Below are 14,911 nucleotides of genomic sequence, written 5' to 3' on the forward strand. Positions count from 1 at the left end.
GCCCGCGGGCGTCCCGCCCGCTCAGTAACAGGCGCGGGGGGGACGCCCGCGGTCCGGAAGACCATGACCCCTCCGTCGGCGAAGACGCCGACACCTCCCCAGCAAAGCTGGGGAGGAGATGAGATCGGAGACCGCTGAATGTCCTTCCTGTTCAAGAACCTTCGGCTGCTCGACCCGCGCTGGAAGGAGGCGCGCGGCGGCTACGAGGTGCTGGTCGAAGGCGACGTCATCAAGGAAGCGTCGGCCAGGCCGATCAAGGCGGCGGGCGCCACTGTGATCGACTGCGGCGGGCGCACCCTGATGCCGGGCCTGATCGACTGCCACGTGCATACGCACCACAGCGAGGTCTACATCAATCGCCTGGAGGCGGTGCCGCTCACCCTGATGATGGCGCGCTCGGCCGGCCGGCTGAAGCGCATGCTGGATCGCGGCTTCACCACGGTGCGCGACGCCGGCGGCGCCGACTGGGGCACCAAGACCGCGATCGCCTCCGGCCTGATCCCCGGCCCGCGGCTGTTCATCTCCGGCCGCTCGATCAGCCCGACCGGCGGCCACAGCGATCGCACGCGGCGCACCGACACGGTGGGCCCGCCGTGCCTGTGCTGCAACGGCATGGTGTTCATCCGCTGCCTGGCCGACGGGCCCGATGCCGTGCGCAAAGGGGCGCGCGAGCAGATGCGCCAGGGCGCCGACCAGATTAAGCTCATGGTTTCAGGTGGTGTCGCCTCGCCCTACGACCCGCTGGAATCGCTGCAGTTCACCGTCGAGGAGATCACCGCCGCGGTCGACGAGGCACACGCCTTCGGCCGCTACGTGCTGACCCATGCCTACACGCCGGAGGCGATCACCCGCGCCGTTCGCTGCGGCGTGCGCACCATCGAGCACGGCAACCTGGTCGACGCGCCGACCGCCAGGCTGATGGCGCAGAAGGGCGTCTACATGGTGCCCAACCTGGTCGCCTACGATGCCATGAAGCGGCGCGCCGGCGAGCTCGGCATGCCGCGCGAGATGCTGGACAAGAACGACGAGGTGCTGAGGTACGGCTTCGCCGAGCTCGAGCTCTGCCGCAAGGCCGGCGTGCGCATGGCCTACGGCTCGGACCTGCTGGGCGCGCTGGAGGACGAGCAGACCGTCGAGTTCCAGATCCGTGGGCGTGTCATGCCGGCGATCGAGGTCATCCGCTCGGCCACCCTGATCGGCGCCGAGGTGGTTTGCCAGGAGGGCAAGCTCGGCGTAGTCGCCCCCGGCGCCTTCGCCGACCTGCTGGTCGTCGACGGCGACCCGCTGAAGGATCTCGGCCTGTTCAAGGATGGCGGCCCGCACCTCTCCGCCATCATGAAGGGCGGCCGCTTTCACAAGAACGTGCTGTGATGGGCGACAACGTCATGCTCTTCCGGACCGCGGGCGTCCCGCCCGCTCATGATCATGAGGCGGGCGAGACGCCCGCGGTCCGAATGACCATGAGCGGGCGGGACGCCCGCGGCCCAAATGAGCATGAGCGGGCGGGACGCCCGCGGTCCGGAAGAGCATGACCGCCGCCCTCGCCATCATCCGCCGCCGCGCGCTGCGCTGGGCGTTGAACGGCGCGGCATCGCTGGCGCTGCTCTACATCCTCGTGCCGATGATCTTCGTCGTATGGCTCGCGTTCTTCCGGCAGGAGATCCCGTCCTTCCCGCCCGAGGGCTACAGCCTGAAATGGTTCGCCGCCATCCTCGACCAGCGCAAATTCGTCGACGGGTTCCGGCTCTCCTTCGAGGTCGGCGTGCTGGCGACCCTGATCGGGCTGGCGCTGGGCGTGCCCGCGGCGCTCTCTGTCGTGCGCTTCGAGTTCCCCCTGCGCACGCCGCTCGCCAGCCTGCTCTTGATGCCGCTGATCGTGCCGGGCGTGGTGCTGGGCACCGCCATGTACGTGTTCCATGTCGAGGCCGAGAACGCCCTCGACGTCGACGTGCTCGGCACGTTCTATGCCCTGGTCGCCGGCCACACCGTGATCGTCATTCCCTGGGTGGTGCGCCTGGTCGCGGCGAGCCTGGCCGGCGTCGATCGCAGCACCGAGGAGGCGGCGCAGAATCTCGGGGCCAACGCCTGGGTGACGTTCTGGCGCATCACCCTGCCGGCCATCCGGCCCGGCATCGTCGCCGGCGCGCTGTTCGGCTTCGTGACCTCGTTCGGCAATCTCGAGATGAGCCTGTTCCTGGTCGGTCCAGGGCGGACCACCCTGCCGATCGTCATCCTGCAGTATCTCGAATGGAAGATCGATCCGACGATCGCCGCGGTGTCGGTGGTGCAGATCCTGCTGATCGCCGGGGCGATGCTGATCACCGATCGCTACGTCAAGCTCGCCCGGGTGGTGTGAGATGGCCCGGCTCGACATAGACCGCCTGGTCAAGCGCTACGGCGACTTCCACGCCGTGCGCGATGTCTCGCTCGACGTCGCCGACGGCGAATTCGTGGTCCTGCTGGGACCATCGGGCTGCGGCAAGACGACAACCTTGCGCATGGTCGCGGGCTTCATCGAGCCCACCGACGGCCGGGTCCGCCTGGCCGGCAACGACGTCACGCTGCTGCCGCCGTGGAAGCGCAACGCCGGCATGGTGTTCCAGAGCTACGCCCTGTTCCCGCATCTCACGGTGGCCCAGAACGTCGCCTTCGGGCTGGAGATGCGCAAGCTCGCCCGCGCCGACATCGCGCGGCGAGTCGAGGAAACGCTGGCCCTGGTGCGGCTGGGCGGCTTCGGCGGCCGCCTGCCGCGCCAGCTCTCGGGCGGCCAGCAGCAGCGCGTCGCGCTGGCTCGCGCGCTCGCCATCCGGCCCGACGTGCTGCTGCTCGACGAGCCGCTCAGCAACCTCGACGCCAAGCTGCGCCAGGAAGTGCGGGTCGAGATCCGCGAGCTGCAGCGCCAGCTCGGGCTGACCACCGTCATGGTGACGCACGACCAGGAGGAAGCGCTCACCATGGCCGACCGGCTGGTCGTGATGAACGAGGGCTCGGTGCGCCAGGTCGGCAGCCAGCGCGACCTCTACGAGCGGCCGGCCGACCGCTTCGTGGCGGGATTCGTCGGCCGCAGCACCTTCCTCGAAGGCACGGTCGAGGCGCCCGGGCGGTTCCGCAGCGACGGCGGCCTGGCGCTGGCCTGCAGCGGCGGCAAGACCGGTCGCGGCGTGCTCGCCATCCGGCCCGAGCGCGTCGAGATCGGCCCGACGGCCAACGGCGGACTCGACAACAGCCTGCCCGGTACAGTGGAATTCGTGTCGTATCTCGGCGCCCAGATCGACATCCATGTCCGCCTGTCGCCCAGCGACCGGCTGATCGTGCAAATCGCCAATCGGGAGGGCGGGTTCGCGCCGGATGTCGGCCGGCCCGTGCACGTGGGGTGGCCCGCTTCGGCCGGCCAGGTATTCAACGAGTAGACCGAAACAAGGAATGCAGGAGGCATCAATGTCGAATCGATACACCATCCAACGGCGCGGCCTGCTGGGCGGCGGCGCGGCCCTCGCCGCCGGCGCGGCCTTCCCCGCGCTGGCGCAGGACAACAAGCGCATCGTCGTCGGCACCTGGGGCGGCGACTATTCGCGGCTGCTGGCCAAGAACATCGAGACGCCGATCCTCGTGCCCAAGGGCTGGGACGTGGTCAAGGACGAGGCCAACGATCCGCCGCGCCGCGCCAAGGTGCTGGCCGAGAGGTCGTTGCGTCGCGGCACGTCCGACATCCAGGGCGTGTCGGCCGCCAACATGTACGAGATGAACGAGCAGGGCACGATCGAGCAGCTCGACTACTCCAAGATTCCCAACGCCGCGAACCTCATTCCGGCGATGAAGTATCCGTACGGCGTCGGTCACATCTTTTCGGGCAAGGTCATCCTCTACAATCCCAAGCTGATGGCGGCACCGGCGAGCTTCGCCGACACGCTCGATCCCAAGCACGGCGCCAAGCTCGGCATCATCGACATCCAGTACCAGTACACGATGCTCGCCGCCGGCATGGCGTCGGGCGGATCGGTGAGCAATTTCGAGCCCGGCAAGGAGCGGCTGATCGCCTGCAAGAAGGCGGGCGCCCGCATCTATCCCTCCAACGAGGCGTTCGCCCAGGCGCTCAAGACCGAGGAAATCGCCTGCGGCATCATGTGGAAGGCGCGTGCCGTGCAATGGCAGAACGCCGGCATCAACGTCTCGACGGTGGCACCCAAGGAGGGCGTGCCGATGTACATTTCGGGGTTCGTCATGCCGAAGAACGCGCCCAACAAGGCGGGCGGCTACGCCTGGCTCGACGCCATGCTGGCGCCGTCGGCCCAGGAGGCCTTCGCCATCGACATGGGCTACAACCCGACCGTCAAGAACGCCAAGGTCGCGCCCGACCTGCGCGAGCGCATCGGCTTCACCGAGGAGGAGCAGAAGCGCCTGGTCGATCTCGACTACGGCTACATGGCCAAGAACGACTCCGCGTTCAAGGAGTGGTGGGACAAGTCGTTCAAGGGATGACCGACACGGCGATCGCACATGGCCCCCCCGTCGCCGCCCGGCGACGGGGCGATGGCTGGACGGCAACGGCGCTGCTCACGCCGGCGACGATCTTCGTCGCCGTCAGCCTGTTCGCGCCGCTCGCCATCCTGTTTCGCTACAGCCTGAACGAGTTCGTGCCGGCCAAGAAGCTGATGGTCGAGGCGCTGACCGTCGCCAACTACGTCAAGTTCTTCACCGACCCGTTCTACACCTCGATCCTGCTGACGACGGTCAAGATCGCCGTGCTGGTGACGGCGGTGTGCCTGGTGGTGGGCTTTCCGCTCGCTTATGTCGTGGCCCGCACGCAGAGCCGCTGGAAGCACCTGCTGATCATCCTGATCGTGCTGCCGCTGTTCGTCGGCAACTCGGTGCGCGCGGCCGGCTGGATGGTCGTGTTCGGCACCAAGGGCTTCGTCAACACGACCCTGATGTGGCTCGGCGTGATCGACAAGCCGCTCGAGATCATGTTCACCGAGAAGGCGGTGATCATCGGTATCATCGCCGTCAATTTGCCCTTCATGGTGCTGTCGCTGCAGAGCGTGATCGAAAGCATCGACCGTGCCGTCGAGGAGGCGGCGTTCAGCCTGGGGGCGCCGCCCGCCACCATGTTCCGCCGCGTGCTGTGGCCGCTCGCCATGCCCGGCATCCTCGCGGGCACCATCCTGACCTTCATCCTGGCGATGAACGCCTATGCGACGCCCTTCCTGCTGGGCGGCCCTCTGTTCAAGATGATGGCCCCGCTCGTCTACAACCAGTTCACCCAGCAAACCAACTGGCCATTCGGCGGCGCCATCGCCTTCGTGCTGATGTCGGTGACCCTGGGACTGACGCTCGCCGCCAACCTGATCCTGCAGCGCAGGGCGCGGAGCTGAGCGTCTCCTCCCCAGCCTCGCTGCTACGAAGTGGACACATCTTCAACCCTCCCCCGTTTTACGACGTTTTACGGGGGAGGAATTCGAGGATGTGTCCATTTCGTAGCAGCGAAGCTGAGGAGGAGAACGAAAAGCTAGAACTCGAGCAGGTTGTCGCGCAGGTGCTTGTGGGCATAGGCCTTGCGGACCAGGCCGCGGCGCTGGAGCTCAGGCACCAGGCCGTCACACACTTCCATGACGTAACGACGGTCGAAATAGGTGTTGAAGAACAGGAACCCGTCGCCGCCCACCTCCTGCATGATCTCCTGCATGCGGCCGGCGACGCTGTCGGGCGTGCCGACCAGCTCGATGCCCTGACGGCTGCCGGTGGCTGTGGCGAGCGCACGCGGCGTCTTCCCAATCCAGCCGGCGAGCGAGGACTGATGGCCGTTGGTGGTGAGGCCTGCCGGCAAGGGCTCGTCGAGGTCGAACTTCGAGAAGTCGATGTTGGTCAGCCGTGACAGGCCCGAGAGGTTCATGTCGAGGTGACGTCCATCCTCTTCCGCCTGCAGGCGCCTGCGCTCCATGGCCGCCGCCACGGTGGTGTCGACGATCGGATAGGCGAGGAACAGCACCTTGATGCTGTCGGGGTCCCTGCCGTAGCCGGCTGCGCGACGGCGCACGTCCTCGCGAAACGTCTTCATGGCTTCCACGGTGAGCGCGTTGGTGATGATGGTGTCGGCCCAGCGCGCGGCGAAGGCCTGGCCGCGCGGCGACCCACCCGCCTGGCAGATCGGCACGCGGCCCTGCGGCGAGCGCGGCGCATTCAGGGGCCCCCGGACCTTGAAGTACTTGCCGTCGTGGTTGATCGCGTGGACCTTGCCGCCGTCGGCGAACAGGGGCCGCTCGCGGTCGAGCACCACCGCGTCGGGCTCCCACGCTTCCCACAGCCGGGTCACCACGTCGGCGAACTCGTCGGCCACGTCGTAGCGCTCGTCGTGCGGCAGGTGCTTGTCGCGGCCATAGTTCTCCGCCGCGCCGTCGTTGCTGCTGGTGACGCAGTTCCAGCCGATCCGGCCCTCCGTCACGTGATCGAGTGAATTGACCAGACGAGCCATCAGATATGGCGGGTATTCACTGGTCGAGAGCGTCGGCACCAGCCCGAGAGTCCTGGTAGCCGGGGCGAGATAGGAGACCAGCACGGCGGGATCGAGCTTGGGCGTGCTGGCCGCGTACTTCAGATAAACGTCGTGCGAGCTCTTGTAGGTATAGGGCACCATCGAGGAGTCTTCGATGATCATGTAGTCGAAGCAACAGCGATCCAGCCCCTTGGCGAGGTCGATGAAGAGGTCCGGCATCATCCAGCGCGCGAGGTCGCTGGCACTGCCCGGCCACTGCGAGCGCCATGTCTTCGGGCCGTAGCCCTGCGACAAGAACCAGGCGAGATGGAAATGGTCCTTCATCGTCGCCCTGGAACTCCATCCGTTGCCGCGCAAGGGGCAGGGACTGCGCCGTCACGCCGAAGGGCATCCCATCCGTTCCCCGGGTGCATCACGACGAGCTCCCTTCGACGCATTGCCGACTGAGGACGGAATATAGCCAGGGTTCGGGCCGGGATGCACCACCTTGGCGCGGGCCGCCCGCCCAATCGCCTTCGCTGCCGGGTCGATTGCATTCCATCTTCCCCGGAACAGATGAATTTGCTCTCTCGAAAAAGCGAACTTCGGCTTAGTCTGTCGCCATGGCCGATGACCTTCGCCCGCGCCGCTTTGCCGTCCTGGTCGATGCCGACAACACCTCGCCGCGCATCGCCGCCGGGCTGTTCGAGGAGATCGCCAAATTCGGCGAGGCCAGCGTCCGGCGCATCTACGGCGACTTTTCCAGCCCACGCATGAAGTCGTGGGCCGACATCCTGCAGCGCTACGCCATCGACCCCTACCAGCAGTTTGCCTACACGACGGGCAAGAACGCCTCCGACATTGCGCTGGTGATCGACGCGATGGACCTGCTGCACAGCCGGCGGTTCGACGGCTTCTGCCTGGTCTCGTCCGACAGCGACTTCACCCGCCTGGCCTCCCGGCTCCGCGAGGAGGGCGCCGACGTCTATGGCTTCGGCACTCAGAAGACGCCGGAGAGCTTCCGCCAAGCCTGCCGACGCTTCATCTACACCGAGAACCTGTTGCCGGAAGTAGTCCCGGCGACGCCCGAGGAAGGCGGCTCGGTCAGGGCTCGCCAGCCGGTGAGCGCGGCCATTCCGCTCCTGACCAAGGCGATTGCGGAGATGGATAGCGAGGACGGCTGGGTCGGCCTGGGCGTGGTGGGGCAGCGGCTTTCCAACATCGCCTCTGATTTCGACCCCCGCACCTACGGCTTTCGCAAGCTGAGCGACCTCGTCCGCAAGACCGGTGCCTTCGAGATCGACCAGCCGAAGGACCGGGCCATGCGAATCCGCATCAAGCCCGTCGCCGTCCCCAGAACCCGGCCGATCCCGCGTCGTCCAAACCCGCCTTGAGACAGCCACCCGGCCGCCGCATTGCTTCCGGCGACTGGACGATTCGTCTCGTTGCCGCCATCGCCGCCACCTCCTAAGAGCAACCGACCGACGCAGCCCAACGTCGTGGGCTGTGGGTGGGCAGGAAGGTTTCCCGATTGAGAGGCAATGAAGACCGCGCAAGCCAGACGCCGGCCCCGTTGGAGGCCACCGCCTGGACTCAGATCCTCGCGCGTTACCGGCAACCCAGCACTGCCCGCGGCGTCCTCGAGATCGCCCTCACGATCATTCCGCTGACCGCCCTCTGGGTGCTGGCGTGGGCCACCCTCGACGTCGGCTACTGGCTGGCCCTGCCGCTCGCCCTGGCGGCCGGCGCCTTCCTGGTTCGGCTGTTCGCCATTCAGCACGATTGCGGCCATGGCTCCTTCTTCCGCCATCGACTGGCAAACGACTGGTTCGGCCGGGTCGCCGGCGTGCTGACCTTCACGCCCTACGGCGTGTGGCGCCAGCTGCATGCCACGCATCATGCCACCACCGGCAATCTCGACCGGCGCGGCCGCGGCGACGTCGGCACGCTCACGGTGAGCGAGTATCGCGCTCGCTCGCTCTGGGGCCGCCTGCGCTACCGCCTGTACCGACACCCGCTGGTGATGTTCGGGCTCGGCCCGGCCTATCTGTTCATCCTGCAGCAGCGCCTGCCGGTCGGATCGATGCGGCGAGGCTGGCGGCCATGGGCCAGCACCATGACGACCAACCTGGCGATCGCGGTGACCGCTGCCCTGCTGATCTGGCTCATTGGCATCAAGCCGTTCCTGCTCGTCCACCTGCCGATCGTCCTGCTCGCGGCCTCGGTCGGCGTCTGGATGTTCTACGTGCAGCATCAGTTCGAGCACACGATCTGGGCAAACGACGGGGCCTGGAGCCTGCACGACGCGGCCTTGTACGGCAGCTCGCACTACGACCTGCCGGCCTTCCTGCGTTGGTTCACCGCCGACATCGGCGTGCACCATGTCCACCATCTGTGCAGCCGTATCCCGTTCTACCGGCTGTCGCGCGTGCTGCGCGAGCATCCGGAGCTGCGCGATGTCGGCAGATTGACCCTGCTCGAAAGCTTTCGCTGTGTGCGCCTCGCGCTGTGGGACGAAAGGCAAGGCCGCCTCGTCTCGTTCCGCGAAGCCCGGGCGGTGGGCTGACGAACCAGCCGGCGGCGGGCGGCGTTGCCCTCGTGACGCCGACGCGCCACAGTTGGCGTCATGCATATTGGACTGATCGGCGGCATCGGACCCGCCGCCACCGATTTCTACTATCGCGGCCTGATCGACCGCCATGTCGCCTCCGGCATCCCGCTCGAAGCGACGATCTGCCATGCCGACGTGCGCGAGATGTCGCGCAACATGAATGAGCGCAATCCCGCCAGGCAGGCCGAGGTCTTCGCCCGCCTGGTCGGGCGCATGAAGGCGGCCGGCGCCGGTGCCGCCGCCATCACGTCGATGGGCGGCCATTTCTGCGTCAACGAGCTGATCGCGATCTCGCCGTTGCCGGTTCTGAATGCCATTCCCGAGGTCGGCGCCGAGATCAGGCGGCGCGGGCTCAAGCGGATCGGCATCATGGGCACGCGCACGGTGATGGAAAGCCGGCTCTATGGCAGCCTCACGTCTGTCGAGGCCGTGCTGCCCGAAGGCGACGCGCTCGACCAGGTCCATACTGCCTATGTCACCATGGCGACCGCCGGCCGGGTCAATGACGCGCAGCGCCAGATCTTCGTCGAGCAGGGCCAGAAGCTCTGCCGCGAGCGCGGCGCCGAGGCCATCATGCTGGGCGGCACCGACCTGTTCCTGGCATTCGAGGGAATCGACCCCGGCTTCCCGCTGCTCGATTGCGCCGACATTCACGTCAGTGCGATCTACCGCACGTCGGCGGGGTGAGTCACTTCCTCTCCGGCTTCGGAGGGGTCATGGTCTTCGCTGGGAGCGCGCCACTCCGTGGCGCTCATGGTCTTTTGGACCGCGGGCGTCCCGCCCGCTCATGATTTGAATCATGAGCGGGCGGGACGCCCGCGGTCCGCATGATTCATGACCCCTCCGTCGCCGCAGACGGCGAAACCTCCCCAGCGGAGCTGGGGAGGAGACTGGCCCTCTGCCGCCGCACCTCGAACATCGTCACCGGCCGGGTCTTGCCCTTGACCACCACGTTGTCGCGCGCGTGAGTGTCGTACGCCTCTGGATCGGCGAGTGCGTCATAGGTGTATTGCGAGATCAGGAACTCGACCCCGTACTCCTTGGTCAGGCTCTCGACCCGGGCGGCGAGATTGACGGCGTCCGCGATCACGGTGCCGTCCATGCGATGCTTCTCGCCGATCGTGCCCATCATCAGCGAGCCGGTGTTGAGGCCGATGCCGATGGCGATCGGCGCCAGCCCAGCGGCCCGTCGCTCGTCGTTGAAGCCGTCGAGGACCGTCAGCATTTCCAGGCCGGCCTTGAGCGCATCGTCCGCACGATGGAACAGCGCCATGATGGCGTCGCCGATGTACTTGTCGATGAAGCCACCGTGCGTGCGAATGACCGGTCCCATGCGCTCGAGGAAGGCGTTGATGAAGGCGAAGTTCTCATCGGGTGTCATACGCTCCGACAGCGTCGTGAAGTTGCGGATGTCCGAGAACAAGATCGTCATGTCCTGGCGCCTGTTGTCCCCCAGCTCGACGTCGACGATCGATGGCTTACCGATGATCGCCAGGAAGGCCTGCGGCACGAAGCGCTCGATCGACTGGTTGGTGTGCTTCAGGTCGAGGATGGTGCGGCGCACCGCGTCGCGCATGGCGGCGAAGCTTGCGGCCAGCTGGCCGATCTCGTCGCGCCGGCCGGTGTCGGCGATCTCCTGCTCGAGGTTGCCCTGGGCGATCGCGCCGGCCTCGCCGCGCAGCTTGAACAGCGGATCGAGCAGCTGGCGCTGCAGCAGGCGCGAGGCGATCCAGAACACGAGGGGCAGCATCGCCGCCAGCACCAGCAGGGCACTGAGGAAAACCTGGGTCACTGCCTGCCGCGCCAACCCGGTATCGTAGGTGATCCGGCGGACGACGAGCTTCGAGGAAACCGGATGCCCGGGGTCGGCGGCGGCGGCGGTCTGTTCGCCGCTGTAGACGGTGACGTGACGACCGTCGGCGTCGACGACTTCCTCGCGTCGGCTCTTCTCGACGCGCTCGACGAGCGCAGGCTCGAGCTTCTCGCCGACGTGAAGCAGGGACCACGCGCCCGCCGGGGTGACCAGGTAGATGTCGACGTCCTTGACGTAGGGATTCGACCTCACGGCATCGGAAAACATGTCCTCGAAAAAGAACTTGCTCATCCAGCCGAACGCCCCGTCGGCCAGGCTTTGGCGAATGTCAGTCGAGATCTCGACGATGTAGTCCTTCTCCTTGGGGCCGAAATAGCTGTAGGTGCGCAAGGTGCCAGTGAGCGACGACAGGTCTATTCCGTCGTTGAGCACCTTGCCTGCGCCATAGACGGAATCCAGGAAGCGCGTGAACGAGCTCTCGGGAAACTGCAGGTTCATGTCATTCGCGAGATTGGTCTGGAAGACCTTGTGCGCCCTGTCGATGAAGTAGATGTGCTGGACGCCGTACTTCCTGGCCAACCGGTCGAGTTCGGCGACCGACAGCTCGGCGGGCGTGCGACCCATCCTCTCGAGTTCCGCCACGATCTCGGGCAGCACCTTGTCCATGTGCGCCACGATCTCGGCATGCTGCGAGCGCAGCATGGTCTGGAACACGGCGAACCGCTCGGTGAGACTGGCCTCCAAGTTGCGGATCTCGGCGGCCTGCTTGTCGGACACCAGGCGGTACATGGCGAGCGACACCACGATGGCTGCGCCCAGGCTTACCGCCGTGATCACCGCAAGCAGGAACAGGCCGACCTTGCGCTTCATCGCATTTCGTCAGGTCGAGCCCCAGACCGCGCGCGCCGTCTCGGCGACCCGCTCGAGCTTCGCCCATTGCGCCTCCTCGTCGATCAGGTTGCCGCCGGCGACGCTGGCGAAGCCGCATTGGGTCGACAGCGCCAGGCGGTCGAGCTCGACGAAACGGGCGGCCTCGTCGATGCGCCGGCCGAGCGCATCGCGGCTCTCCAGGGTCGGCGTCTTGGTGGACACCAGGCCCAGCACGACGCGGCGGTCCCTGGGCACGTGGCGCAGCGGCGCGAAGCCGCCAGCCCGCTCGCTGTCGTACTCGAGGAAGAAAACGTCGACCGGGATGTCGTTGAACAGGCGCGCCGCCACCGGCTCGTAGCCGCCGGCGGCCATCCAACGGCTGCGGAAATTGCCGCGGCAGAGATGCAGGCCGACCGTCATGCCTGGCGGGCGGCCGTCGAGGATGCGGCGCATCACGCCGACGTAAAGGTCCAGCAGCGCATCGGGATCGCCGCCATGCGTCCTGGCCTGCTCGCGCACCAGCGGATCGCACAGCATGGCCAGCGGCACCTCGTCGAGCTGCAGGTAGCGGCAGCCCGCCTCCGCCAGCTCGGCGATCTCGCTGCGATACACCGCGACGAGATCGTCGAAATAGCGCTCCTGCGTGTAGACCGCGGGCTCGAACGGCTGGGTGAAGCGGAAGAAGTGGAAAGCGCTCGGGGTCGGCAGCGTGGCCTTGGGCAGCGCCGTGCGGGTCATCCTGGCGAGCCGGCGATATTCGGCGAGGGCGATCGGGCTGCGGCGGCGGATGGTGCCCGAGGCGACGCAGGTCGGCCATTCGAAATCCTCGCCCGTCGGATTGCGAAAGCGGAACAGCGAGGGCCCCAGGCGGAAACCGTCGAGGCCTTCGAAGAAGAAGCCGAACCACGAGGTGCGGGCGAACTCGCCGTCGCTCGCCACCTTGAAGCCGAGCGCCTCCTGCCGCTCTACGACCCGGGCAATCTCCTGCTCCAGCACCCTGTCATGGGCAGTGGCATCGGCCTTGCCCAGCGCAATCGCCGCCGCCGTCTCCTTCAGGGTGCGCGGGCGCAGAAGACTGCCGACGATTTCGGCGCGAAACGGTGGATTGGCCACGGCTCGCCTAGCTGTTGGACCACAGGCGGGTCGTGTAGGCGCCTTCCACGCCGGCATCGATCTGGGCGGCGAGGTCGGCGCCGGCGCCGACCCGGGGTGCGATGATCTTGCCGAACGAGATCCGGCCGGCCGCCGGCCATGCCTTGGGATCCCACAGCCTGGCGCGCACGATCGAACGGGCGCAGTGGAAGTAGCAGTGCTTGACATGGACGCGCGTCGCCAGCAGCGCCGGCTTGCCGAGCGAGCTCAGCGAGCCCACCAGCTCGGCGTCGTCGAAGATCTCGGCGGTGCCCGACACGCGCAGCGTCTCGCCGGTCGCCGGCACCAGGGCGATCAGGCCGATCTTGCCGGTCGCCAGGATGTTGCTGAGGCCGAAGGCCAGGTTGTTGCCGGCGCGCTCGGGGATCAGCAGGGTGCGCGGATCCTCGACGCGGATGAAGCCGGGATCGTCGCCCTTGGGGGAGACCTCGATGGTGCCGTCGGGAGCCGTCGTGCCGACCAGCGCGAACGGACAGCGACCGAGGAACGCGATCGACTGCTCGTCGAGCGCATCGAGGATCTTGGCGCGGGTCGTCGGACGTGGCTCGGGCAGGACGCGACGCAGGTCGTCCAGCGAGGCGAGGCGGGCCATGGGCATGCTTCCTTCGTTGACAGCGGGTTCGGGCCCCACCATCGCCCGGCGCGCCGGCCGATTCAATCGGCGCGCAGGCCGTCCATGTTGGCATAGAGGCGGCGCAGCGCCGCCTTCAGTCGTTCGGCCTCGGCATCGCTGAAGCCTGCCAGGGCGACCTGCTCGTAGCGCTCGGCAATCGGCACGATGCGCTGCGTCAGCCGCCGGCCGGCCGGCGTGACGAAGAGCACGATGGCACGGGCATCGTCGGCGGCGCGCCGCCGGGCGACCACGCCCTTGGCCTCCATCGCGTCGACCAGCCGCGTCAAGGTCGAGACCTCGATCGACGTCGTCGCCGATAGATCGCCCATGCGCCGGCCGTCGCGCTCGCGCAGGGCGGCAAGCACCCGCCACATCTGCAGGGTGGCGCCGAGCGGCCTGACCTCCTCGCCGAACGCCGTCGCGATGCGCGCGCCGGCGCGGTTCAGCAGGTAGGGCAGGTAGGAGTCGAGCGGCTCCATATCGGGCAACCCGAATCGGGCGATCGCGTCAGGCCGCGAGAGGCTGCCGGGTTGCAAAGTGCGGCGCGACCTCGCGCATGAAGCGCTCCATCTGCTCCTTCACCATGGCATGCGGGATCTGGCCGTAGTTGAAGTAGAGGATGACCTCGGCGATGCCGGCCTTCTCGACCTGCTTCAGCGTGTCGACGATGTGCTGGACGCTGCCGCAGAGGATCGACTTGTCGGTCAGCTTCTCCGGCCGCATGTCGCGCAGGATGTTCACGATGTCGACGAAGTACTTGTAGGTCGGCGGCACCTTCTCGCCCGACGACGAGGGAAACGCCGCGATCAGCGCATCCTGGAAGTAGCGCACCAGCGCTTCCTTGCCGTACTGCTCCTCGGCCGGCGTCGAGGCGATGTGCACAAAATAGGAGCACATGGCGCGCCGCATCGGCCGCTTGAAGCCCTCCTCGCAGGTCTCGCGGTAGACGCGCACCGCGTCGGCCAGCGAACCGTAGACCATGGCCGCGGCGAACGGCGCGTAGATCACGTTCCAGTCGCTCTTCGCCGCGAGTTCCATCGACGGCCGCGAGAAGCAGGCGACGTAGGGCCTGAGCGGCTTCTGCGCCGGCTTCGGCCGGACCTCGACATCCTTGAATTGGTAGAAGCGGCCGTTGTGCGACCACTTGCCGGTCTCGGTCCAGGCGCGCCACAGGATCTCCAGCCCCTCGGCGAACAGCTCGGCCGACTGCTCGAACGGCGCGCCGAACGGCTCGTACTCCTTGCGGTCGTAGCCGCGACCGGCGGCAAAGTCGACGCGTCCGCCGGACAGCAGGTCGAGCGTCGCCCATTCCTCGGCGACGTGCAGCGGATGATGCACCGGCAGGAGCGTCACCGCCGGCGCCAGGCGAAGCTTCGTGGTGGC

Annotated in this window: 14 protein-coding genes; 8 read left to right on the top strand and 6 right to left on the bottom strand. The window is 67.4% G+C overall.

From position 1 onward, the window contains the following. Positions 1-138 precede the first annotated feature (138 nt). The 5 genes from AB7O82_RS30735 (at position 139) to AB7O82_RS30755 (ending at position 5,372) form a co-directional block, all read left to right on the top strand. Positions 139-1,371, top strand: a complete 1,233-nt coding sequence (locus AB7O82_RS30735; RefSeq protein ID WP_428552003.1) for an amidohydrolase family protein — start codon at positions 139-141, stop codon at positions 1,369-1,371. 157 nt (positions 1,372-1,528) lie between these two features. Continuing rightward, on the top strand, positions 1,529-2,356 hold the full coding sequence (locus tag AB7O82_RS30740) for an ABC transporter permease (protein ID WP_428552000.1): 828 nt from the start codon (positions 1,529-1,531) through the stop codon (positions 2,354-2,356). Position 2,357: 1 nt separating this feature from the next. Then, positions 2,358-3,410, top strand: coding sequence for an ABC transporter ATP-binding protein (locus AB7O82_RS30745; protein WP_428551997.1), 1,053 nt, complete (start codon positions 2,358-2,360; stop codon positions 3,408-3,410). 28 nt (positions 3,411-3,438) lie between these two features. Further along, a complete protein-coding gene (locus tag AB7O82_RS30750; RefSeq protein ID WP_428551994.1) occupies positions 3,439-4,479 on the top strand; it encodes an extracellular solute-binding protein in 1,041 nt (346 codons plus the stop codon). Continuing rightward, positions 4,476-5,372, top strand: coding sequence for an ABC transporter permease (locus AB7O82_RS30755; protein ID WP_428620990.1), 897 nt, complete (start codon positions 4,476-4,478; stop codon positions 5,370-5,372). The genes AB7O82_RS30750 and AB7O82_RS30755 overlap by 4 nt, the downstream gene beginning before the upstream one ends. A gap of 134 nt (positions 5,373-5,506) precedes the next feature. Here AB7O82_RS30755 and AB7O82_RS30760 read toward each other — a convergent pair whose 3' ends face one another. Beyond that, positions 5,507-6,814 carry an NtaA/DmoA family FMN-dependent monooxygenase gene (locus AB7O82_RS30760; protein ID WP_428551988.1) on the bottom strand — a complete coding sequence of 436 codons (1,308 nt, stop codon included), beginning with the start codon at positions 6,812-6,814 and terminating at the stop codon, positions 5,507-5,509. Between the two features lie 278 nt (positions 6,815-7,092). On the opposite strand from AB7O82_RS30760, the gene AB7O82_RS30765 reads away from it, so the two are divergent. The 3 genes from AB7O82_RS30765 (at position 7,093) to AB7O82_RS30775 (ending at position 9,767) form a co-directional block, all read left to right on the top strand. Then, positions 7,093-7,863, top strand: coding sequence for an NYN domain-containing protein (locus AB7O82_RS30765; protein ID WP_428551985.1), 771 nt, complete (start codon positions 7,093-7,095; stop codon positions 7,861-7,863). A 137-nt stretch (positions 7,864-8,000) separates the two neighbouring features. Then, positions 8,001-9,035, top strand: a complete 1,035-nt coding sequence (locus AB7O82_RS30770) for a fatty acid desaturase (RefSeq protein WP_428551983.1) — start codon at positions 8,001-8,003, stop codon at positions 9,033-9,035. Positions 9,036-9,095: 60 nt separating this feature from the next. Then, a complete protein-coding gene (locus AB7O82_RS30775; protein WP_428551980.1) occupies positions 9,096-9,767 on the top strand; it encodes an aspartate/glutamate racemase family protein in 672 nt (223 codons plus the stop codon). Positions 9,768-9,912: 145 nt separating this feature from the next. Here the strand turns inward: AB7O82_RS30775 and AB7O82_RS30780 are convergent, their stop codons facing one another. The 5 genes from AB7O82_RS30780 to AB7O82_RS30800 form a co-directional block, all read right to left on the bottom strand. Continuing rightward, positions 9,913-11,763, bottom strand: coding sequence for an adenylate/guanylate cyclase domain-containing protein (locus AB7O82_RS30780; RefSeq protein WP_428547215.1), 1,851 nt, complete (start codon positions 11,761-11,763; stop codon positions 9,913-9,915). Positions 11,764-11,772: 9 nt separating this feature from the next. Then, positions 11,773-12,876: a 5-methyltetrahydropteroyltriglutamate--homocysteine S-methyltransferase gene (locus tag AB7O82_RS30785; RefSeq protein WP_428620991.1), complete on the bottom strand. Its 1,104-nt coding sequence runs from the start codon at positions 12,874-12,876 to the stop codon at positions 11,773-11,775. A gap of 7 nt (positions 12,877-12,883) precedes the next feature. Further along, positions 12,884-13,507 carry an MSMEG_1061 family FMN-dependent PPOX-type flavoprotein gene (locus AB7O82_RS30790; RefSeq protein ID WP_428547209.1) on the bottom strand — a complete coding sequence of 208 codons (624 nt, stop codon included), beginning with the start codon at positions 13,505-13,507 and terminating at the stop codon, positions 12,884-12,886. 62 nt (positions 13,508-13,569) lie between these two features. Continuing rightward, positions 13,570-14,007, bottom strand: coding sequence for a MarR family winged helix-turn-helix transcriptional regulator (locus tag AB7O82_RS30795; RefSeq protein ID WP_428547206.1), 438 nt, complete (start codon positions 14,005-14,007; stop codon positions 13,570-13,572). A 28-nt stretch (positions 14,008-14,035) separates the two neighbouring features. Next, positions 14,036-14,911: LLM class flavin-dependent oxidoreductase (locus AB7O82_RS30800; RefSeq protein WP_428620993.1), on the bottom strand; the 876-nt coding region annotated here is incomplete at its 5' end.

The organism is Reyranella sp. (genome assembly GCF_050185545.1).
Classification (GTDB): Bacteria; Pseudomonadota; Alphaproteobacteria; order Reyranellales; family Reyranellaceae; genus Reyranella.